This is a genomic window from Pseudomonas sp. WP18, assembly GCF_036689585.1.
GTDB classification, from domain to species: Bacteria; Pseudomonadota; Gammaproteobacteria; order Pseudomonadales; family Pseudomonadaceae; genus Aquipseudomonas; species Aquipseudomonas chlororaphis_E.
In genome coordinates, this window is record NZ_CP144758.1 from 5,632,197 (window position 1) to 5,654,167 (window position 21,971).

Here is a 21,971-nt window from a genome sequence, read left to right on the forward strand (position 1 = left end):
AGCCCCGCTCTCGATTCGCGTCACGTGTTATTCGGTTTCCAGATCGATATCGATGCCGAGGGAACGAATTTCCTTGATCAACACGTTGAAGGACTCGGGCATGCCCGGCTCCATACGGTGATCGCCGTCCACGATGTTTTTGTACATCTTGGTCCGGCCGTTCACATCGTCCGACTTCACTGTGAGCATTTCTTGCAGAGTGTAGGCAGCACCGTACGCTTCCAGCGCCCAGACCTCCATCTCCCCGAAACGCTGACCACCGAACTGCGCCTTACCACCCAGCGGCTGCTGGGTAACCAGGCTGTAAGAACCGGTAGAACGAGCGTGCATCTTGTCGTCTACCAAGTGGTTCAGCTTCAGCATGTACATGTAGCCAACGGTAACCGGACGCTCGAACTTGTTGCCGGTACGGCCGTCGAACAGCTGCATCTGGCCGCTTTCCGGCAGGTCTGCCAGTTTCAGCATGGCCTTGATTTCGCTTTCCTTGGCACCGTCGAACACCGGAGTCGCCATTGGAACGCCGCCGCGCAGGTTCTTCGCCAGGTCCAGGATTTCCTGGTCGGAGAAGGTGTCCAGCTCTTCGTTGCGACCGCCGATCTCGTTGTAGATCTCGTGCAGGAACTTACGCAGGTCCGCGACCTTGCGCTGCTCTTCGACCATACGGTTGATCTTCTCACCCAGGCCCTTGGCCGCGAGGCCCAGGTGGGTTTCAAGGATCTGACCAACGTTCATACGCGAAGGTACGCCCAACGGGTTGAGGACCACATCGACCGGGGTGCCATTGGCATCGTGCGGCATGTCTTCAACCGGCATGATCACGGAGACCACACCTTTGTTACCGTGACGACCGGCCATCTTGTCGCCCGGCTGGATGCGACGACGGATTGCCAGGTAGACCTTGACGATTTTCAGCACGCCTGGAGCCAGGTCATCGCCCTGCTGCAGTTTGCGCTTCTTGTCTTCGAACTTGTCGTCCAGCAGACGGCGGCGATCAACGATGTAGGCCTGCGCCTTCTCGAGCTGCTCGTTCAGAGCGTCTTCAGCCATGCGCAGTTTGAACCACTGGCCGTGCTCAAGACCGTCGAGGACTTCGTCGGTGATTTCCTGACCTTTCTTCAAGCCGGCGCCGCCTTCGGCCTTGTGGCCAACCAGCGCAGCACGCAGACGTTCGAAAGTCGCCCCTTCAACGATACGGAACTCTTCGTTCAGGTCCTTGCGGATCTCGTCGAGCTGAGTCTTCTCGATGGACAATGCACGAGCATCACGCTCGACGCCGTCGCGAGTGAAGACCTGTACGTCGATGACGGTACCCTTGGTGCCAGTCGGCACACGCAGGGAGGTGTCCTTCACGTCGCTGGCTTTTTCACCGAAGATGGCACGCAGCAGTTTTTCTTCCGGCGTCAGCTGGGTCTCGCCTTTCGGAGTGACCTTGCCCACCAGGATGTCGCCTGCGCCGACTTCGGCACCTACATAAACGATACCGGCTTCGTCCAGCTTGTTCAGTGCAGCCTCACCCACGTTCGGGATGTCCGCAGTGATTTCTTCTGGGCCAAGCTTGGTGTCACGAGCCACACAGGTCAGTTCCTGAATGTGGATCGTGGTGAAGCGGTCTTCCTGAACCACACGCTCGGACAGGCAGATGGAGTCTTCGAAGTTGAAGCCGTTCCACGCCATGAACGCGATGCGCATGTTCTGGCCCAGCGCCAGTTCACCCATGTCGGTGGACGGACCGTCAGCCATGATGTCGCTGCGCTGAACCCGATCACCCTTGCTGACCAGCGGACGCTGGTTGATGCAGGTGTTCTGGTTGGAGCGGGTGTATTTGGTCAGGTTGTAGATGTCGACACCGGCTTCGCCCGTTTCAACTTCGTCATCGGCAACACGAACCACGATACGGCTGGCATCGACGGAATCGATCACACCGCCACGACGAGCCACGACGCAAACGCCGGAGTCGCGAGCAACGTTACGTTCCATGCCGGTACCCACCAGCGGCTTGTCGGCACGCAGGGTCGGTACAGCCTGACGCTGCATGTTCGAACCCATCAACGCACGGTTGGCGTCGTCGTGCTCGAGGAACGGGATCAGCGACGCAGCCACCGAAACAACCTGCTTGGGCGACACGTCCATCAAGGTGACGTCTTCCGGCGCCTTGACGGTGAACTCGTTCAGGTGACGAACAGCAACCAGCTCGTCGACCAGGACTTTCTTGTCGTTCATCGTGGCCGAAGCCTGGGCGATCACGTGATCGGCCTCTTCGATGGCGGACAGGAACACGATCTCGTCGGTCACCAGGGCGTCTTTCACCACACGGTACGGGCTCTCGAGGAAGCCGTACTGGTTGGTGCGCGCATAGGCTGCCAGGGAGTTGATCAGACCGATGTTCGGACCTTCCGGCGTCTCGATCGGGCATACACGACCGTAGTGGGTCGGGTGTACGTCACGAACTTCGAAGCCTGCGCGCTCACGGGTCAGACCACCTGGGCCGAGTGCGGAGACGCGACGCTTGTGGGTGATCTCGGACAGCGGGTTGTTCTGGTCCATGAACTGGGACAGCTGGCTCGAACCGAAGAACTCCTTCACCGCCGCAGCCACTGGCTTGGCGTTGATCAGGTCTTGCGGCATCAGGCCTTCGCTTTCAGCCATCGACAGGCGTTCCTTGACCGCACGCTCTACACGCACCAGGCCAACGCGGAACTGGTTCTCGGCCATTTCGCCTACGCAGCGAACACGGCGGTTACCCAGGTGGTCGATGTCATCGACGATGCCTTTGCCGTTACGGATGTCGACCAGGGTCTTGAGGACCGCAACGATGTCATCCTTGTTCAGCACGCCCGAACCTTCGATCTCGGTACGACCGATACGACGGTTGAACTTCATCCGGCCGACCGCAGACAGATCATAGCGCTCAGGGCTGAAGAACAGGTTGTTGAACAGGGTCTCGGCTGCATCCTTGGTTGGCGGCTCGCCAGGACGCATCATGCGATAGATCTCGACCAGGGCTTCCAGCTGGTTGCCGGTGGAGTCGATCTTCAGCGTGTCAGAGATGAACGGACCGCAGTCGATATCGTTGGTGTACAGGGTTTCGATACGAACGACCTGAGCCTTGACGATTTTCGCCAGGATTTCGACGGACAGCTCGGTGTTGCACTCTGCAATGATTTCGCCAGTAGCCGGATGCACGATGGCCTTCGCCGTGGTGCGACCCAGGACGTAGTCCATCGGCACCTGCAGCTCTTTGATCCCGGCTTTTTCCAGCTGGTTGATGTGGCGAGCGGTAATACGACGACCCTGCTCGACAATAACCTTGCCTTTGTCGTCCTGGATGTCCAGGACCGCGATTTCACCGCGCAGGCGCTGAGGCACCAGTTCCAGGCTGAGGTTTTCACCCTGCACGTGGAAGACGTTGGTGGTGTAGAACGCGTCCAGCACTTCCTCGGTGGTATAGCCGAGCGCGCGCAGCAGTACCGAAGCCGGCAGCTTGCGACGACGGTCGATACGCACGAAGACGCAGTCTTTCGGGTCGAACTCGAAGTCCAACCACGAACCGCGGTAAGGAATGATGCGCGCGGAGTAAAGCAGTTTGCCGGAGCTGTGCGTCTTGCCACGGTCGTGGTCGAAGAACACGCCCGGAGAACGGTGCAGCTGGGAAACGATTACACGCTCGGTACCGTTGATTACGAAGGTACCGTTCTCAGTCATCAGGGGGATTTCACCCATGTAGACTTCTTGCTCTTTGATGTCCTTGATCGCTTTGTTCGACGATTCTTTGTCGAAAATGATCAGGCGCACTTTTACCCGCAAAGGTACGGCGTAAGTTACACCGCGCAATACGCATTCTTTGACATCAAATGCCGGTTCGCCCAGGCGATAACCGACGTACTCCAGCGCAGCATTGCCGGAGTAGCTGATGATCGGGAAAACGGATTTGAAGGCCGCATGCAGGCCCACGTCGCGGAACTGATCTTTAGTCGCTCCCGCTTGCAAGAATTCACGATACGAATCCAGCTGGATGGCCAGGAGGTACGGCACATCCATGACGTCCGGCAACTTGCTAAAGTCCTTGCGGATACGTTTTTTCTCAGTATATGAGTAAGCCATCAGCGTTCCCCAGCTTGGTCACCTGCTTGTTTGGCCTCTCCCGACGGGAGCAGCCAGAAAATCGTGCAAACCCCATGGTTTGCGCCACCACATCGGGTGGTTACAGCTCGTTACCAGCACCAACCCAGTCGGCTGCCAATAACGGAAAAAGGCCGGTGGCAAGAGCCACCAGCCATCAGCCTGTCGCTTAACGCTCGGGCTGGAGACGCAAGGTCGAAATTACTTGATTTCGACAGCAGCGCCTGCTTCTTCCAGCTTCTTCTTGGCGTCTTCAGCAACTTCTTTGGTAACGCCTTCGGAGATGACCTGAGGAGCGGTGTCAACCTTCTCCTTGGCTTCTTTCAGGCCCAGACCGGTCAGCTCACGAACAGCCTTGATCACGTTAACTTTCTTCTCGCCAGCGGCGGTCAGGATAACGTTGAACTCGGTTTGCTCTTCAGCAGCAGCAACAGCAACAGCTGGGCCGGCAGAAGCAGCAGCAGCGGTAACGCCGAATTTTTCTTCGAAAGCTTTGATCAGCTCAACAACTTCCATTACGGACATGTTGCCAACGGCTTCGAGGATATCGTTTTGAGAGATAGACATGAATCTAAATTCCTGGATTGGGGGACGGCCTACGCGACCATCGAAATAAACAAAAAACGCGGAAAGGAGTGTCGAGCCTTAGGCTGCGGCAGCTTCTTTCTGGTCGCGCAATGCCGCCAGAGTACGAGCCAATTTGCTGGTTGCGCCTTGAATCACGCTCATCAGCTGAGAAATTGCTTCGTCACGGGTCGGCAGAGTTGCCAGTACGTCGATCTGGTTAGCTGCGAGGAACTTGCCCTCGAACGCAGCTGCCTTAATCTCGAACTTGTCCTGACCTTTGGCGAATTCCTTGAACAAACGGGCAGCAGCGCCAGGATGTTGGGTGGAGAACGCGATCAAGGTCGGGCCGGTGAACACGTCGTTGAGAACACTGTATTCAGTGTCAGCAACAGCGCGCTTGAGCAGGGTGTTACGTACAACACGTACGTAAACGCCAGCTTCACGAGCCTCTTTACGGAGTCCGGTCATTGCGCCTACTGTTACGCCACGGGCATCAGCCACGACAGCGGACAGAGCAGCTTTGGCAGCCTCGTTGACTTCAGCGACGATGGCCTTCTTGTCTTCGAGTTTAATTGCCACGGGTTTAACTCCTGCTTGTTACCGTTTCATTCGGTCGGAACCGAATGTCGTTTTGGTGTCTGATTCGGTAAGGAACCGGGAGCACCATCTGCGTAGGCTTGTGGTTTAAGACTTGCGTCGCCTACGGTCTTGGACAGCCCCCGCCAGGCAGGGACCCCAATTTTTCGATTGACGCAATTGCTTGCGCCAACCTTAAGTCTTACGCGTCGAGCGAGCTCTGATCGATGACCAGACCTGGGCCCATGGTGGTGCTCAGGGTAACGCGCTTGACGTAGATACCTTTCGAGGAAGCTGGCTTGATACGCTTCAGATCAGCGATCAGGGCTTCAACGTTTTCCTTCAGCTTGACGGCGTCGAAGCCGATCTTGCCAACGGAAGTGTGGATGATGCCGTTTTTGTCGGTGCGATAACGAACCTGACCAGCCTTGGCGTTCTTGACCGCGGTAGCTACGTCTGGTGTTACGGTGCCGACTTTAGGGTTAGGCATCAGACCACGTGGACCGAGGATCTGACCCAACTGACCCACAACGCGCATGGCATCCGGGGATGCGATCACTACGTCGTAGTTCAGGTCGCCGCCCTTCATTTCAGCAGCCAGATCGTCCATGCCTACGCGGTCAGCGCCAGCAGCCAGAGCAGCTTCAGCCGCTGGACCCTGGGTGAACACGGCAACACGAACGGTCTTGCCAGTGCCGTGTGGCAGCACGGTAGCGCTACGAACGACCTGGTCGGATTTACGTGGGTCAACGCCCAGGTTTACAGCAACGTCGAACGACTCGCTGAACTTGACAGTCGACAGCTCAGCCAGCAGAGCGGCGGCGTCTACAAAGTTGTAGGCCTTGCCTGCTTCGATTTTGCCGGCGATAGCCTTTTGACGCTTGGTCAGCTTAGCCATTACACACCCTCCACGTTAAGGCCCATGCTACGAGCAGAACCGGCGATAGTACGCACGGCTGCATCCATATCAGCTGCAGTCAGATCCGCGTTTTTGGTTTTCGCGATTTCTTCCAGCTGAGCACGGGTAACGGTGCCAACCTTAACGGTGTTTGGACGAGCGGAACCGCTGGTCAAACCTGCAGCCTTCTTCAGCAGAACCGAAGCAGGGGTGCTTTTTGTTTCGAAAGTGAAGCTACGGTCGCTGTAGACAGTGATGATCACTGGAGTCGGCAGACCTGGCTCAAGACCCTGAGTACGGGCGTTGAAAGCCTTGCAGAATTCCATGATGTTCACGCCGTGCTGACCCAGAGCAGGACCAACAGGTGGGCTTGGGTTAGCCTGAGCGGCCTTCACTTGCAGCTTGATGTAAGCGGTAATCTTCTTGGCCATGAGGCACTCCAATTACGGGTTCGAACGCCTCGAAAGGCTCCCCGGTTACTTGCGCGTTTATCCCAGTGACGACAAAACCCCACAGCCTAGGGCTGCGGGGTTGGGATGCCTGCTCAATCAGACCTTTTCGACCTGACTGAACTCGAGCTCTACCGGAGTAGAGCGTCCGAAAATGAGCACTGCCACTTGGATCCGGCTCTTTTCGTAGTTAACTTCTTCAACCGTACCGTTAAAGTCGGCGAATGGACCGTCGGTGACGCGAACCACTTCACCCGGCTCAAACAGCGTTTTCGGCTTAGGCTTGTCGCTACCATCAGCAACACGACGCAGAATGGCTTCTGCCTCTTTGTCAGTAATTGGCGCAGGCTTATCAGCGGTACCGCCAATGAAACCCATCACCCGAGGGGTATCCTTGACCAAGTGCCAAGTCCCTTCGTTCATATCCATCTGTACCAGCACGTAGCCTGGAAAGAACTTGCGTTCACTTTTGCGCTTCTGGCCATTACGCATCTCAACCACTTCTTCAGTGGGGACCAGAATCTCGCCAAAGCCGTCTTCCATGCCAGCCAGCTTTACGCGCTCAATCAGCGAGCGCATGACATGCTTCTCGTAACCCGAGTAAGCATGCACAACGTACCAACGCTTAGCCACGGGACACCCTTAGCCAACAATCAAGGAAACAAGCCAACCGAGCAGGGAATCAAGACCCCACAACAGCAACGCCATGACCAGGACAACAGCCACGACAATCAGCGTGGTCTGCGTGGTCTCTTGGCGAGTCGGCCATACGACTTTACGAATCTCGGTGCGAGCTTCCTTAGCGAGTACAAAGAAAGACTTGCCCTTGGCTGTCTGCAGACCAACGAAGGCAGCAACGGCAGCAATGGCGAGCAATGCAAGTACGCGGTACAGGATCGGCGAAGCAGAGTAATACTGATTGCCAACAACGCCAACAACCACCAAAGCGACTACCACTAGCCACTTAAGCAGATCGAAGCGAGAGCCTTGAGCTTCAGCTTTAGGAGTCATCTATCAGATCCTGTGAAAAGAAAGCCAGACACACCGAGTGAATCTGGCAGGTCAGGAGGGAATCGAACCCCCAACCTACGGTTTTGGAGACCGTCGCTCTGCCAATTGAGCTACTGACCTAAAACAAAATCAGGCCGACCATTATGCCGGCCCGAAAAAGACATTACAACTGTTTACTCGATGACTTTGGCTACGACGCCAGCGCCGACGGTACGACCGCCTTCACGGATAGCGAAACGCAGACCGTCTTCCATCGCGATAGTCTTGATCAGAGTGACAGTCATCTGGATGTTGTCACCTGGCATTACCATTTCAACGCCTTCTGGCAGCTCGCAGTTACCAGTCACGTCAGTTGTACGGAAGTAGAACTGTGGACGGTAGCCTTTGAAGAACGGAGTATGACGACCGCCTTCTTCCTTGCTCAGAACGTAAACTTCTGCGGTGAACTTGGTGTGCGGCTTGACGGTGCCTGGCTTGACCAGAACCTGGCCACGCTCAACGTCGTCACGCTTGGTGCCGCGCAGCAGCACACCGCAGTTCTCGCCAGCACGACCTTCGTCGAGCAGCTTGCGGAACATTTCAACGCCGGTGCAGGTAGTTTTCTGAGTGTCGCGCAGACCGACGATCTCAACTTCTTCCTGGATGCGGACGATGCCACGCTCAACACGACCAGTCACAACAGTACCGCGACCGGAGATCGAGAAGACGTCTTCGATTGGCATCAGGAACGGCTTGTCGATAGCACGCTCTGGCTCTGGGATGTAGCTGTCCAGAGTTTCAACCAGCTTCTTCACAGCGCTGGTGCCCATTTCGTTGTCGTCTTGGCCGTTCAGGGCCATCAGAGCCGAACCAATGATGATTGGAGTGTCATCACCTGGGAAGTCGTAAGTGCTCAGCAGGTCGCGCACTTCCATCTCAACCAGTTCCAGCAGCTCAGCGTCGTCAACCATGTCAGCCTTGTTCAGGAAGACAACGATGTACGGAACGCCTACCTGACGGGACAGCAGGATGTGCTCACGGGTTTGTGGCATCGGACCATCGGCAGCCGAGCAAACCAGGATCGCGCCGTCCATCTGGGCAGCACCGGTGATCATGTTTTTTACGTAGTCGGCGTGACCTGGGCAGTCAACGTGTGCGTAGTGACGCACGGACGAATCGTATTCAACGTGAGCGGTGTTGATGGTGATACCGCGAGCTTTCTCTTCCGGGGCGCTGTCGATCTTGTCGAAGTCAACCTTGGCCGAACCGAAAACTTCGGAGCAGACACGGGTCAGAGCAGCGGTCAGAGTGGTTTTACCGTGGTCGACGTGACCAATGGTACCCACGTTGACGTGCGGCTTATTACGTTCGAACTTTTCCTTAGCCATCGAAATCACCCTTAGGAGAAGAAATTTAGCGAGTCACACAAGCCATTAAAACAAAGGCAGATATTTTCATATCTGCCTTGTTATATGGAGCTCTTGAGCGGATTTGAACCGCTGACCTCACCCTTACCAAGGGTGTGCTCTACCAACTGAGCTACAAGAGCGAAACACTTTGCACGACCTGCAAGTTTGGAGCGGGTAGCGGGAATCGAACCCGCATCATCAGCTTGGAAGGCTGAGGTTCTACCACTAAACTATACCCGCGGAGCCTGCAGCTCACGCTAGAAACTGGTGGAGGGGGAAGGATTCGAACCTTCGAAGTCGTAGACGTCAGATTTACAGTCTGATCCCTTTGGCCGCTCGGGAACCCCTCCTAAGCGAGCCGGCATTCTATATCATGCCAGCCTTCTGTCAAGCATTTTCTCATTAAAAACCTGAGGTTAGCTGCGTTGACTACGCTTCGACGTGCCAACCGGTAAAGGTCTTCACTGCGAAGCGGGCGCCATTCTATGCAAACTACCCAGCAGGTGCAACCCCCTCACAAGGCATTATTTTATGTTTTAACTCATTGAATTCTTTAGAAAGGTTTTGAACCAGGGTTTCATTCACCTTCGCACCGCTGTCTGGCGAAACCTGAACCCAGAAACCAGCATTCTCAGATGAGTTTTGCACGCCCAATGTCACGGGGCGAGCTACGACACCCGATGCCGCCAGGCGCTGCTCCAATTGCCTGGCCATTTCCGGACGCGCCAAACCACCCAGGTAGACGCACGAAGTTTTTTGCGCCTCAGCGCTTGTAGAGTCGCGCCGGGCAAGCGCATCTGCTGTTTCGCTCAAGAGATGAATATCTTGCTGGGAGCCACGATACAAACTCAGCGGAGTGACATCCTTGGCTCGGAGGGGCGCCTCTTGCTGGTGCCAAACGTAATAAAAGACATTCAAAACCAGCAATAACAGAAACAGCCAGCGCATAGAAACCTCAAGATAAAGGACAGGCCATCGCCAGCCCGACAAAAACCAAGTCAGGCACCACTCTGGCACCAGGGACAACGCCGGAAACAAGACTGGCATCGCCTCCGGTGAGGAACACCACGAAGTCCTGCCCCCAATATTGCCGCGCGAGCTCAAGCTGAGTCAGGACGAAGCCCCTGAGCATCAGCAAACAACCACGCTCCACAGCCTCGACGGTCGTGCGACCAGGAGCGAGGCTCTCGTGGGCCCGCTCAGCGGCAGTATCGTCGTAGCGAATTCGCCGAGTATGGGTGCGCAATTGGTTACGCATCAACGGCATACCAGGACAGATAAACCCTCCGAGGTGCTCACCATCTGCCGCCACGAAATCGGCGGTGATCGCCGTACCGAAATCAAGCACCAGGCATGCACCTGCAGCAAGATGGTATCCGCCGAGAAGGGCTAGCCATCGATCCAGCCCCAACCGTTCAAAGTCTTCATAGCCGTTTCGCACGCCCGCCATCTCGCGAGTGGGTACGGCACGAACCACGGACACGCCAAATGCATCAACTAACATGGCAACCAGCGAGTCAGTTTCTTCCGGCGTCCGAACACTCACCAGCCGGCACTTCTTCAACTGGAATTTTTCGGCATCCTTCAGGCTCACCAACAGATCGCCATCAGAGCTGACAACACCTCCTTCAATAGGCGTTACCGCATCAGAGCGAAGTACACGCCACTTGATAAAGCTATTGCCGCAATCGAGCTCAAGAATCATCACGCAACCTCAAGCTGAGCTCACCGCCGCTAAATGTTTTTTCCACACCATCCACCTTCAAACGCAGCGCACCTTGGTGATCGATCCCCATGACAACGCCGTCGATTCGATTGACTCCAGCGATTAGCGACACAGCCCGCCCCTGCCACAAGTGAAACCTCTCCCACTCCGACTGGATCGCAGCAAACCCCGCCTCGTGATGAAGCGCCAGATATTGCTGAAGCTTCGCACCCAAGCGAGCCACAAGCTCATTGCGATCAAAATCTCGACCCGACTCAAGACTCATGGATGTCCACTGCTGATCGACCTCGTCAGTCGAGCGCATATTCACGTTAATGCCTACACCCAGAACCACATGACAAACATCCGCCGGATCTCCCACCAACTCAAGCAGGATGCCAGCGATCTTCTTGTCACCCACCAGGACGTCGTTGGGCCATTTCAATGCCGCTTCCGCAATTCCCATGTCGCGCAGCGCATGCATGACAGCAAGCCCTACAACGAGGCTCAGCCCTTCTATCTGGCGCATGCCACCGTCAATGCGCAACACCAGGCTGTGATAGAGATTGTCTGCAAACGGACTGACCCACTTGCGACCGCGACGACCGCGCCCGGCTATCTGCCTCTCAGCCAGAACCAGGAACGGCGCCTGGACACCACGCTCGATGGAACGCAACGCCTCGGCGTTGGTGGAGTCGATGGAATCGAATACATGAACAGGCCACTCACAGAGGCCATTTGCACAGATTTGCGCCACATCCAGAAGCAACAGCGGCTTGGCCAACTGGTACCCCTTACCTCGGACCTTATGAACCGATAGACCCAAGTCTGCCTCCAAGTGCTGTAGTTGCTTCCAGACAGCACTACGACTGATACCCAGCGCAGCACCCAGCGCCTGACCCGAATGAAAGCGACCGTCCTTGAGAAGTTTTAGCAACGTGAGCATGCGGACTGCGCCCTGACAATGAGGCCCGCATGATAGCCATGCGCAAGACGGTTGCATAGAAACACAAAATGACTTTCCTGCGGGCAAAACAAAACCCCAACTGCTTTCGCAATTGGGGTTTCGGAATTTAATCTTGACGATGACCTACTCTCACATGGGGAAACCCCACACTACCATCGGCGATGCATCGTTTCACTGCTGAGTTCGGGATGGGATCAGGTGGTTCCAATGCTCTATGGTCGTCAAGAAATTCTTGAGCCAGCGCGCTTTTCAGCGCTCCAGCGAATCGGGTATGTGATCGGGTGTGAGCCGCAAACTTTCGGTTCGTTTCGTCTTCACCACACCGCAATCTGGCTTTCTAAGCGCAAATTGCTTGGGTGTTATATGGTCAAGCCTCACGGGCAATTAGTACAGGTTAGCTCAACGCCTCACAGCGCTTACACACCCTGCCTATCAACGTCGTAGTCTTCGACGGCCCTTCAGGGAGCTCAAGGCTCCAGTGAGATCTCATCTTGAGGCAAGTTTCCCGCTTAGATGCTTTCAGCGGTTATCTTTTCCGAACATAGCTACCCGGCAATGCCACTGGCGTGACAACCGGAACACCAGAGGTTCGTCCACTCCGGTCCTCTCGTACTAGGAGCAGCCCCTCTCAAATCTCAAACGTCCACGGCAGATAGGGACCGAACTGTCTCACGACGTTCTAAACCCAGCTCGCGTACCACTTTAAATGGCGAACAGCCATACCCTTGGGACCGGCTTCAGCCCCAGGATGTGATGAGCCGACATCGAGGTGCCAAACACCGCCGTCGATATGAACTCTTGGGCGGTATCAGCCTGTTATCCCCGGAGTACCTTTTATCCGTTGAGCGATGGCCCTTCCATACAGAACCACCGGATCACTAAGACCTACTTTCGTACCTGCTCGACGTGTCTGTCTCGCAGTCAAGCGCGCTTTTGCCTTTATACTCTACGACCGATTTCCGACCGGTCTGAGCGCACCTTCGTACTCCTCCGTTACTCTTTAGGAGGAGACCGCCCCAGTCAAACTACCCACCATACACTGTCCTCGATCCGGATAACGGACCTGAGTTAGAACCTCAAAGTTGCCAGGGTGGTATTTCAAGGATGGCTCCACGCAGACTGGCGTCCACGCTTCAAAGCCTCCCACCTATCCTACACAAGCAAATTCAAAGTCCAGTGCAAAGCTATAGTAAAGGTTCACGGGGTCTTTCCGTCTAGCCGCGGATACACTGCATCTTCACAGCGATTTCAATTTCACTGAGTCTCGGGTGGAGACAGCGCCGCCATCGTTACGCCATTCGTGCAGGTCGGAACTTACCCGACAAGGAATTTCGCTACCTTAGGACCGTTATAGTTACGGCCGCCGTTTACCGGGGCTTCGATCAAGAGCTTCGCGTTAGCTAACCCCATCAATTAACCTTCCGGCACCGGGCAGGCGTCACACCCTATACGTCCACTTTCGTGTTTGCAGAGTGCTGTGTTTTTAATAAACAGTCGCAGCGGCCTGGTATCTTCGACCGGCGTGGGCTTACGCAGCAAGTGCTTCACCCTCACCGGCGCACCTTCTCCCGAAGTTACGGTGCCATTTTGCCTAGTTCCTTCACCCGAGTTCTCTCAAGCGCCTTGGTATTCTCTACCCAACCACCTGTGTCGGTTTGGGGTACGGTTCCTGGTTACCTGAAGCTTAGAAGCTTTTCTTGGAAGCATGGCATCAACCACTTCGTCACCCAAAGGGTAACTCGTCATCAGCTCTCGGCCTTGAAACCCCGGATTTACCTAAGATTTCAGCCTACCACCTTAAACTTGGACAACCAACGCCAAGCTGGCCTAGCCTTCTCCGTCCCTCCATCGCAATAACCAGAAGTACAGGAATATTAACCTGTTTTCCATCGACTACGCTTTTCAGCCTCGCCTTAGGGACCGACTAACCCTGCGTCGATTAACGTTGCGCAGGAAACCTTGGTCTTTCGGCGTGGGTGTTTTTCACACCCATTGTCGTTACTCATGTCAGCATTCGCACTTCTGATACCTCCAGCAAGCTTCTCAACTCACCTTCACAGGCTTACAGAACGCTCCTCTACCGCATCACTTACGTGATACCCGTAGCTTCGGTGTATGGTTTGAGCCCCGTTACATCTTCCGCGCAGGCCGACTCGACTAGTGAGCTATTACGCTTTCTTTAAAGGGTGGCTGCTTCTAAGCCAACCTCCTAGCTGTCTAAGCCTTCCCACATCGTTTCCCACTTAACCATAACTTTGGGACCTTAGCTGACGGTCTGGGTTGTTTCCCTTTTCACGACGGACGTTAGCACCCGCCGTGTGTCTCCCATGCTCGGCACTTGTAGGTATTCGGAGTTTGCATCGGTTTGGTAAGTCGGGATGACCCCCTAGCCGAAACAGTGCTCTACCCCCTACAGTGATACATGAGGCGCTACCTAAATAGCTTTCGAGGAGAACCAGCTATCTCCGAGCTTGATTAGCCTTTCACTCCGATCCACAGGTCATCCGCTAACTTTTCAACGGTAGTCGGTTCGGTCCTCCAGTCAGTGTTACCTAACCTTCAACCTGCCCATGGATAGATCGCCCGGTTTCGGGTCTATTCCCAGCGACTAGACGCCCTATTAAGACTCGCTTTCGCTACGCCTCCCCTATTCGGTTAAGCTCGCCACTGAAAATAAGTCGCTGACCCATTATACAAAAGGTACGCAGTCACAGAACAAAGTCTGCTCCCACTGCTTGTACGCATACGGTTTCAGGATCTATTTCACTCCCCTCTCCGGGGTTCTTTTCGCCTTTCCCTCACGGTACTAGTTCACTATCGGTCAGTCAGTAGTATTTAGCCTTGGAGGATGGTCCCCCCATATTCAGACAAAGTTTCTCGTGCTCCGTCCTACTCGATTTCACTTCTAAGATCCTTTCGCGTACAGGGCTATCACCCACTATGGCCGCACTTTCCAGAGCGTTCCGCTAAAATCAAAGAAGCTTAAGGGCTAGTCCCCGTTCGCTCGCCACTACTAAGGGAATCTCGGTTGATTTCTTTTCCTCAGGGTACTTAGATGTTTCAGTTCCCCTGGTTCGCCTCTTGCACCTATGTATTCAGTGCAAGATAACCATCTTATGATGGCTGGGTTCCCCCATTCAGACATCTCCGGATCACAGTCTGTTTGCCGACTCCCCGAAGCTTTTCGCAGGCTACCACGTCTTTCATCGCCTCTGACTGCCAAGGCATCCACCGTATGCGCTTCTTCACTTGACCATATAACCCCAAGCAATCTGGTTATACTGTGAAGACGACATTCGCCGAAAATTTGCATGCTCAATTAAGAACGCTCACAAATTTTACCTTAGCCTGATCCGTTACCAGTGAAAGTAACGTTCAGTCTATCTTTCTATCACATACCCAAATTTTTAAAGAACGATCCAGTCAAAAGACCAGAAATCAACATTCACCATCACGTCGATGGAATGCTCATTTCTAAGCTTTCAGTCTCAGAAGCAGTAGTGGTGGAGCCAAGCGGGATCGAACCGCTGACCTCCTGCGTGCAAGGCAGGCGCTCTCCCAGCTGAGCTATGGCCCCGTATTTCTACAGGCGTTTCCCACACAAAATTGGTGGGTCTGGGCAGATTCGAACTGCCGACCTCACCCTTATCAGGGGTGCGCTCTAACCAACTGAGCTACAGACCCAATTTCGAGCTTGTAACTGTTAGCGTGCGCTATCAGCTTGGAGCTTAAAGCTGCTTCTAATCGTCTTCTTCAATGAATCAAGCAATTCGTGTGGGAGCTCATGAAGCCGCTGCTGTCGTCGATTAAGGAGGTGATCCAGCCGCAGGTTCCCCTACGGCTACCTTGTTACGACTTCACCCCAGTCATGAATCACACCGTGGTAACCGTCCCCCCGAAGGTTAGACTAGCTACTTCTGGTGCAACCCACTCCCATGGTGTGACGGGCGGTGTGTACAAGGCCCGGGAACGTATTCACCGCGACATTCTGATTCGCGATTACTAGCGATTCCGACTTCACGCAGTCGAGTTGCAGACTGCGATCCGGACTACGATCGGTTTTATGGGATTAGCTCCACCTCGCGGCTTGGCAACCCTCTGTACCGACCATTGTAGCACGTGTGTAGCCCAGGCCGTAAGGGCCATGATGACTTGACGTCATCCCCACCTTCCTCCGGTTTGTCACCGGCAGTCTCCTTAGAGTGCCCACCATAACGTGCTGGTAACTAAGGACAAGGGTTGCGCTCGTTACGGGACTTAACCCAACATCTCACGACACGAGCTGACGACAGCCATGCAGCACCTGTCTCAATGCTCCCGAAGGCACCAATCCATCTCTGGAAAGTTCATTGGATGTCAAGGCCTGGTAAGGTTCTTCGCGTTGCTTCGAATTAAACCACATGCTCCACCGCTTGTGCGGGCCCCCGTCAATTCATTTGAGTTTTAACCTTGCGGCCGTACTCCCCAGGCGGTCAACTTAATGCGTTAGCTGCGCCACTAAGAGCTCAAGGCTCCCAACGGCTAGTTGACATCGTTTACGGCGTGGACTACCAGGGTATCTAATCCTGTTTGCTCCCCACGCTTTCGCACCTCAGTGTCAGTATCAGTCCAGGTGGTCGCCTTCGCCACTGGTGTTCCTTCCTATATCTACGCATTTCACCGCTACACAGGAAATTCCACCACCCTCTACCATACTCTAGCTCGACAGTTTTGAATGCAGTTCCCAGGTTGAGCCCGGGGCTTTCACATCCAACTTAACGAACCACCTACGCGCGCTTTACGCCCAGTAATTCCGATTAACGCTTGCACCCTCTGTATTACCGCGGCTGCTGGCACAGAGTTAGCCGGTGCTTATTCTGTCGGTAACGTCAAAATTGCAGAGTATTAATCTACAACCCTTCCTCCCAACTTAAAGTGCTTTACAATCCGAAGACCTTCTTCACACACGCGGCATGGCTGGATCAGGCTTTCGCCCATTGTCCAATATTCCCCACTGCTGCCTCCCGTAGGAGTCTGGACCGTGTCTCAGTTCCAGTGTGACTGATCATCCTCTCAGACCAGTTACGGATCGTCGCCTTGGTGAGCCATTACCTCACCAACTAGCTAATCCGACCTAGGCTCATCTGATAGCGCAAGGCCCGAAGGTCCCCTGCTTTCTCCCGTAGGACGTATGCGGTATTAGCGTTCGTTTCCGAACGTTATCCCCCACTACCAGGCAGATTCCTAGGCATTACTCACCCGTCCGCCGCTCTCAAGAGGTGCAAGCACCTCTCTACCGCTCGACTTGCATGTGTTAGGCCTGCCGCCAGCGTTCAATCTGAGCCATGATCAAACTCTTCAGTTCAAACATCTTTGGGTTTTGAGAAAACCCTAAACTTGGCTCAGCAATCGTTGGTTACATCTTTGATTTCTCGCGGAGTAACTTGTGATGCTGATAATCTGTTGACTAGCAGTCTGACTCCACAAGCACCCACACGAATTGCTTGATTCAGTTGTTAAAGAGCGGTGGTTGATTCTTTCGTCTCAACCGAGGCGCGCATTCTACAGCGCCTGGCGTTACTGTCAAGCGGTTATTTAAGAAGTTTTTCAAAGTTTCCCGTGGAAAACACTAACAACTTCAACCACTTGCGCTTTCGATCTCTCGTTAGCGGGAGGCGAATTCTACAGCGTTGTTCGCTGCCGTCAACACCTCTTTTTCACCGCTTTCGACCGGGAGGATCGAACCGTTGATAAAGCCAAACTACCGCGCCTTATCCACGGCTTCCGGACTTCGATGAACTGAAGCCCTGCACTGCCTAAAATCGTTTAACTCATTGAAACTCAAGGAGTTTTTCGTTTCGACTGCGCCGGAAGTGGGGCGAATTATAGACGTCTGGAATCTGCCGTCAACACTTAATTTCAGCTTTATTCGGATTTCAGCGTGATACGCGCAAAAGCCTTCTTACCAGCCTGACATACGTGAGTAGCGCCCAGCTTATATAGGAAGGCGCGATCAACCACCTCACCATCGATACGCACGCCACCCGAACCCAGGAGATCACGCGCCACAGCGGCGTTCTTGACCAAGCCAGCCTTATTAAGAACAGCCGCAATCGGCATATCTTCAGCCGCAGCCAGTTCGATCTCCGGCAGATCATCCGGCAACTCGCCATCCTTCATGCGGTTACCGGCCGCACGATGGGCGTTGGCCGCCGCTTCTTCACCGTGGAAACGAGCAACGATTTCCTCGGCCAGCTTGATCTTGATGTCCCGCGGATTGGCCCCCGCCTCGACATCGGCACGGAAAGCGTTGATCTCATCCATGGAGCGGAAACTCAGCAGCTCGAAGTAACGCCACATCAAAGCATCCGGAATGGAAACCAACTTTCCGTACATAACGCCCGGCGCTTCCTGGATACCGACGTAGTTGCCCAGCGACTTGGACATCTTCTTCACGCCATCCAGCCCTTCCAGCAACGGCATGGTCAAGATGCATTGAGCTTCCTGACCATAACCACGCTGCAGTTCACGTCCCATTAGCAGGTTGAACTTCTGATCCGTACCGCCCAACTCGACGTCGGCCCGCAATGCGACCGAGTCGTACCCCTGCACCAGCGGATAGAGGAATTCATGGATAGCGATGGGCTGATTGGTGGTGTAGCGCTTATCGAAGTCATCGCGCTCGAGCATACGAGCCACGGTGTACTGGGAGGTCAGGCGAATGAAGTCCGCCGGCCCCATCTTATCCATCCAAGTGGAGTTGAACGCCACCTCGGTCTTGGCCGGATCAAGAATCTTGAAAACCTGCGCCTTGTAGGTCTCGGCATTCTCGAGAACCTGCTCACGAGTCAGCGGTGGACGAGTCGCACTCTTGCCACTCGGATCACCAATCATCCCGGTGAAGTCACCGATCAGGAAGATGACCTGGTGCCCCAGGTCCTGGAACTGGCGCAGCTTATTAATAAGTACGGTATGCCCCAGGTGCAGATCGGGCGCCGTCGGGTCGAAACCGGCCTTGATACGCAGCGGCTGCCCACGCTTGAGTTTTTCGATCAGCTCGGACTCGACCAACAGTTCTTCCGCACCACGTTTGATCAGCGCTAGCTGCTCTTCAACCGACTTCATAACAGACCCGCAAGGCTCAGATTCAAAGGGCCCCAACCATACAATATCGCGCACCAAATACAAGGCTTGCCCGGCACGCGGACGCCAATCCACGGACAGAGCGTCCGCGGGCTTGCTTCGAAGGGGATTTGGTTATATTTTATACAGTTATTTCATCTTCATCATGTCATTCATCTTTTCCAATTCATCTTTTCAAAAGTCAAATTACCTATGACCACCGAACCGTCTAAAGCGCCACCGCTTTACCCGAAGACCCACCTGCTTGCCGCAAGTGGTATCGCCGCCCTCCTTAGCCTGGCGCTCCTGGTGTTCCCCTCCAGTGACGTGGAAGCCAAAAAGACGACGCTGAGCCTTGAACTGGAAAGCCCTGCCGAACAACTGACACAAGAACAAGACGCTGCCGAAGCCGTCCAAGCCACAAACGAACCGGCAGCCTCCCCTTTTGCGCAGATTGAAAACAACGCCGACGACGCCCCCGAGACCGCTCAGGCCGTTGCTCCTGCGGTCGAGGAAAAGAAAGGACCGGACCATCGCGAAGTGATTGTCGCTAAAGGCGACACCCTCTCTACGCTCTTTGAAAAAGTGGGCCTGCCTTCGACATCGGTCCACGAAATCCTGGCCAGCGACAAGCAAGCCAAGCAGTTCACTCAACTGCAGCGCGGCCAGAAGCTCGAATTCGAACTCAATCCAGATGGCCAGTTGAACAACCTGCACACCAAGTTGAGCGACCTGGAAAGCATCACCCTGACCAAGAATGACAAGGGCTATGTATTCAACCGCGTCATCGCCAAACCCACCGTTCGCTCGGCATATGTACATGGCGTGATCAACAGCTCGCTGTCGCAATCGGCAGCCCGGGCCGGCCTGTCCCACAGCCTGACCATGGACATGGCCAACGTATTTGGCTACGACATCGACTTCGCCCAGGATATTCGCCAGGGCGACGAGTTCGACATCATCTACGAGCAAAAGGTGGTCAACGGCAAAAGCGTCGGCAACGGCCCGATCCTGTCCGCACGCTTCACCAACCGTGGCAAGACGTACACTGCGGTGCGCTACACCAATAAACAGGGTAACAGCAGCTACTACACGGCGGACGGCAACAGCATGCGCAAGGCATTCATCCGTACGCCGGTTGACTTTGCTCGCATCAGCTCCAAGTTTTCCGCTGGCCGCAAGCACCCGATCCTGAACAAGATTCGCGCCCACAAAGGCGTCGACTACGCCGCACCACGGGGCACGCCGATCAAGGCTGCCGGCGATGGCAAGGTCCTGTTGGCCGGCCGCCGCGGCGGCTATGGCAACACGGTGATCATCCAGCACGGCAACACTTACCGGACGCTGTACGGCCACATGCAGGGCTTTGCCAAAGGCGTGAAGACTGGCGGCACCGTGAAGCAAGGCCAGGTGATCGGCTATATCGGAACCACCGGCCTGTCCACCGGACCGCACCTGCACTATGAATTCCAGGTCAATGGCGTCCACGTCGATCCACTGGGTCAGAAACTGCCGATGGCCGATCCGATCGCCAAGTCCGAGCGCGCCCGCTTCCTGGCTCAGAGCCAACCGCTGATGGCACGCATGGATCAAGAGAAAGCCACCCTGCTCGCCTCGAGCAAGCGCTAGGCCATGGCGCTTTATATCGGTGTGATGTCCGGGACCAGCCTCGACGGCCTGGATATCGCATTGGTCGAACTGGCTCCGGCGATCAAACTGGTCGCCACGCACTACATACCCATGCCCGCATCCCTGCGGGCCGAATTGCTCGAATTGTGCAGCAGCGGGCCCGATGAGATTGCCCGCTCCGCCATCGCCCAGCAGAACTGGGTAACGCTGGCCGCACAGGGCGTTCGCACCTTGCTCAACGAGCAGCAGCTCAAACCACAAGACATTACGGCGATTGGCAGCCATGGCCAGACCATTCGCCATGAGCCGGCGCGGGGCTTTACCGTACAGATCGGCAATCCGGCACTGCTCAGTGAGTTGACCGGAATCAGCATCGTCAGCGACTTTCGCAGCCGCGATGTCGCCGCCGGTGGGCAGGGTGCGCCCCTGGTACCGGCGTTTCACGAAGCATTGTTTGAAGAGCGAACTGGCAAACGGGCCGTATTGAATGTCGGTGGCTTCAGTAATCTCAGCCTGATCGAGCCAGGAAAAGCCGTTACCGGCTTCGATTGCGGCCCCGGCAACGTGTTGCTCGATGCCTGGATACATCAGCAGAAAGGTGAACACTTTGACCGCGACGGCCAATGGGCCGCCAGTGGCAACGTCGAACCCACCCTGTTGAAAACGCTGCTCGGTGACCCCTTCTTCGTGACCACGGGCCCCAAGAGTACAGGGCGAGAGGTATTCAACCTGCCTTGGCTGGCCCGGCACCTGTCGCACCTGCCGACCTTCACACCCGAAAACGTGCAAGCCACACTGCTAGAACTGTCGGCGGTGACCATCGTCGACGCCTTGCGACAGGCCCAGTCAGATACCGAAGAGCTGCTGGTTTGCGGCGGCGGCGCGCACAACCAGGCGCTGATGACGCGCTTGGCCGACTTGTTGCCGCAGACCCGCGTCAGCAGTACGGCGGTATACGGCGTCGATCCGGACTGGGTGGAGGCCATGGCATTCGCTTGGCTGGCCCATTGCTGCCTTCATGGCATTCCCGGCAACCGCCCAAGCGTGACCGGCGCACGAGGTCTTCGCGTACTCGGCGCCATCTACCCCGCTTGAGCCTATGAATCGCAGACAACAAAACGCCGCAGGGCCGTAAGGCACTGCGGCGTTTTTGATTGAAGCAATCAGATCGAGAACGAAGAGCCGCACCCACACGTCGTGGTAGCGTTAGGGTTCTTGATCACGAAACGCGAACCTTCCAGGCCTTCCTGATAATCCACCTCGGCACCCGCCAGGTACTGGAAGCTCATTGGATCGACCACCAGGCTGACGCCTTCGCGCTCCACGATGGTGTCGTCCTCGGCCACTTCCTCATCAAAAGTGAACCCGTACTGGAAACCGGAACAACCGCCGCCCGTTACAAATACGCGCAGCTTCAAACGATCATTGCCCTCTTCATCGACCAGGCTCTTCACCTTGTGCGCAGCACCGTGGGTAAATTGCAAAGCCGTGGGGGTGAAGGTTTCGACGCTCATGCTGAATATCTCCCGGCGTTTACGCCGCCATAATGCGTGATGGCGGG

Annotated in this window: 15 protein-coding genes, 6 tRNA genes and 3 rRNA genes; 2 read left to right on the forward strand and 22 right to left on the reverse strand. The window is 55.4% G+C overall.

Annotated features, from left to right (window positions below):
* Positions 1-27 precede the first annotated feature (27 nt).
* The 21 genes from rpoB to tyrS form a co-directional block, all read right to left on the reverse strand.
* Positions 28-4,101: a DNA-directed RNA polymerase subunit beta gene (rpoB, locus tag V5F23_RS25150; protein ID WP_042730528.1), complete on the reverse strand. Its 4,074-nt coding sequence runs from the start codon at positions 4,099-4,101 to the stop codon at positions 28-30.
* 219 nt (positions 4,102-4,320) lie between these two features.
* On the reverse strand, positions 4,321-4,686 hold the full coding sequence (gene rplL, locus V5F23_RS25155; protein ID WP_047739312.1) for a 50S ribosomal protein L7/L12: 366 nt from the start codon (positions 4,684-4,686) through the stop codon (positions 4,321-4,323).
* 78 nt (positions 4,687-4,764) lie between these two features.
* Complete coding sequence (rplJ, locus tag V5F23_RS25160) at positions 4,765-5,265, reverse strand: 50S ribosomal protein L10 (RefSeq protein WP_003206099.1); 501 nt, start codon at positions 5,263-5,265, stop codon at positions 4,765-4,767.
* Between the two features lie 199 nt (positions 5,266-5,464).
* Positions 5,465-6,160, reverse strand: coding sequence for a 50S ribosomal protein L1 (gene rplA, locus V5F23_RS25165; RefSeq protein ID WP_003186095.1), 696 nt, complete (start codon positions 6,158-6,160; stop codon positions 5,465-5,467).
* Complete coding sequence (rplK, locus tag V5F23_RS25170; protein ID WP_003176435.1) at positions 6,160-6,591, reverse strand: 50S ribosomal protein L11; 432 nt, start codon at positions 6,589-6,591, stop codon at positions 6,160-6,162. Before rplK ends, rplA begins: the two co-directional genes overlap by 1 nt.
* Before the next feature lie 117 nt (positions 6,592-6,708).
* Positions 6,709-7,242: a transcription termination/antitermination protein NusG gene (nusG, locus tag V5F23_RS25175; protein WP_010443972.1), complete on the reverse strand. Its 534-nt coding sequence runs from the start codon at positions 7,240-7,242 to the stop codon at positions 6,709-6,711.
* Positions 7,243-7,251: 9 nt separating this feature from the next.
* Entirely contained in the window at positions 7,252-7,620 is a 369-nt protein-coding gene (secE, locus tag V5F23_RS25180; protein ID WP_003186101.1) for a preprotein translocase subunit SecE, read from the reverse strand.
* A gap of 44 nt (positions 7,621-7,664) precedes the next feature.
* Positions 7,665-7,740, reverse strand: a tRNA-Trp gene (locus V5F23_RS25185).
* Positions 7,741-7,793: 53 nt separating this feature from the next.
* Positions 7,794-8,987 carry an elongation factor Tu gene (tuf, locus tag V5F23_RS25190; protein ID WP_047736380.1) on the reverse strand — a complete coding sequence of 398 codons (1,194 nt, stop codon included), beginning with the start codon at positions 8,985-8,987 and terminating at the stop codon, positions 7,794-7,796.
* A gap of 85 nt (positions 8,988-9,072) precedes the next feature.
* Positions 9,073-9,148: transfer RNA gene (locus tag V5F23_RS25195), tRNA-Thr, on the reverse strand.
* Positions 9,149-9,174: 26 nt separating this feature from the next.
* Positions 9,175-9,248, reverse strand: a tRNA-Gly gene (locus V5F23_RS25200).
* A 25-nt stretch (positions 9,249-9,273) separates the two neighbouring features.
* Positions 9,274-9,358, reverse strand: a tRNA-Tyr gene (locus tag V5F23_RS25205).
* A 142-nt stretch (positions 9,359-9,500) separates the two neighbouring features.
* On the reverse strand, positions 9,501-9,956 hold the full coding sequence (locus tag V5F23_RS25210) for a hypothetical protein (protein ID WP_042732896.1): 456 nt from the start codon (positions 9,954-9,956) through the stop codon (positions 9,501-9,503).
* Between the two features lie 7 nt (positions 9,957-9,963).
* Entirely contained in the window at positions 9,964-10,713 is a 750-nt protein-coding gene (locus V5F23_RS25215; RefSeq protein ID WP_338496910.1) for a pantothenate kinase, read from the reverse strand.
* Positions 10,703-11,659 (reverse strand): bifunctional biotin--[acetyl-CoA-carboxylase] ligase/biotin operon repressor BirA, encoded by a 957-nt coding sequence (gene birA, locus V5F23_RS25220; protein ID WP_338496912.1) that lies wholly within the window; start codon positions 11,657-11,659, stop codon positions 10,703-10,705. The genes V5F23_RS25215 and birA overlap by 11 nt, the downstream gene beginning before the upstream one ends.
* 131 nt (positions 11,660-11,790) lie before the next feature.
* Positions 11,791-11,906, reverse strand: a 5S ribosomal RNA gene (gene rrf, locus V5F23_RS25225).
* Between the two features lie 137 nt (positions 11,907-12,043).
* Positions 12,044-14,935: ribosomal RNA gene (locus tag V5F23_RS25230) — 23S ribosomal RNA — on the reverse strand.
* A gap of 246 nt (positions 14,936-15,181) precedes the next feature.
* A tRNA-Ala gene (locus V5F23_RS25235) sits at positions 15,182-15,257 on the reverse strand.
* Positions 15,258-15,287: 30 nt separating this feature from the next.
* A tRNA-Ile gene (locus V5F23_RS25240) sits at positions 15,288-15,364 on the reverse strand.
* Between the two features lie 123 nt (positions 15,365-15,487).
* Positions 15,488-17,024, reverse strand: a 16S ribosomal RNA gene (locus V5F23_RS25245).
* Together the 16S, 23S and 5S rRNA genes with 2 tRNA genes alongside form the textbook arrangement of a ribosomal RNA operon.
* Positions 17,025-17,584: 560 nt before the next feature.
* Complete coding sequence (gene tyrS, locus V5F23_RS25250; RefSeq protein WP_047738451.1) at positions 17,585-18,784, reverse strand: tyrosine--tRNA ligase; 1,200 nt, start codon at positions 18,782-18,784, stop codon at positions 17,585-17,587.
* Positions 18,785-18,994: 210 nt separating this feature from the next.
* Here tyrS and V5F23_RS25255 point away from each other — a divergent pair, with 210 nt between their 5' ends.
* Both V5F23_RS25255 and V5F23_RS25260 read left to right on the forward strand, forming a co-directional pair.
* Positions 18,995-20,410: a peptidoglycan DD-metalloendopeptidase family protein gene (locus tag V5F23_RS25255; RefSeq protein ID WP_042730276.1), complete on the forward strand. Its 1,416-nt coding sequence runs from the start codon at positions 18,995-18,997 to the stop codon at positions 20,408-20,410.
* A gap of 3 nt (positions 20,411-20,413) precedes the next feature.
* Positions 20,414-21,505 carry an anhydro-N-acetylmuramic acid kinase gene (locus V5F23_RS25260; RefSeq protein ID WP_338496918.1) on the forward strand — a complete coding sequence of 364 codons (1,092 nt, stop codon included), beginning with the start codon at positions 20,414-20,416 and terminating at the stop codon, positions 21,503-21,505.
* A gap of 68 nt (positions 21,506-21,573) precedes the next feature.
* Here V5F23_RS25260 and erpA read toward each other — a convergent pair whose 3' ends face one another.
* Entirely contained in the window at positions 21,574-21,924 is a 351-nt protein-coding gene (gene erpA, locus V5F23_RS25265) for an iron-sulfur cluster insertion protein ErpA (RefSeq protein WP_003177727.1), read from the reverse strand.
* Positions 21,925-21,971: the final 47 nt, after the last annotated feature.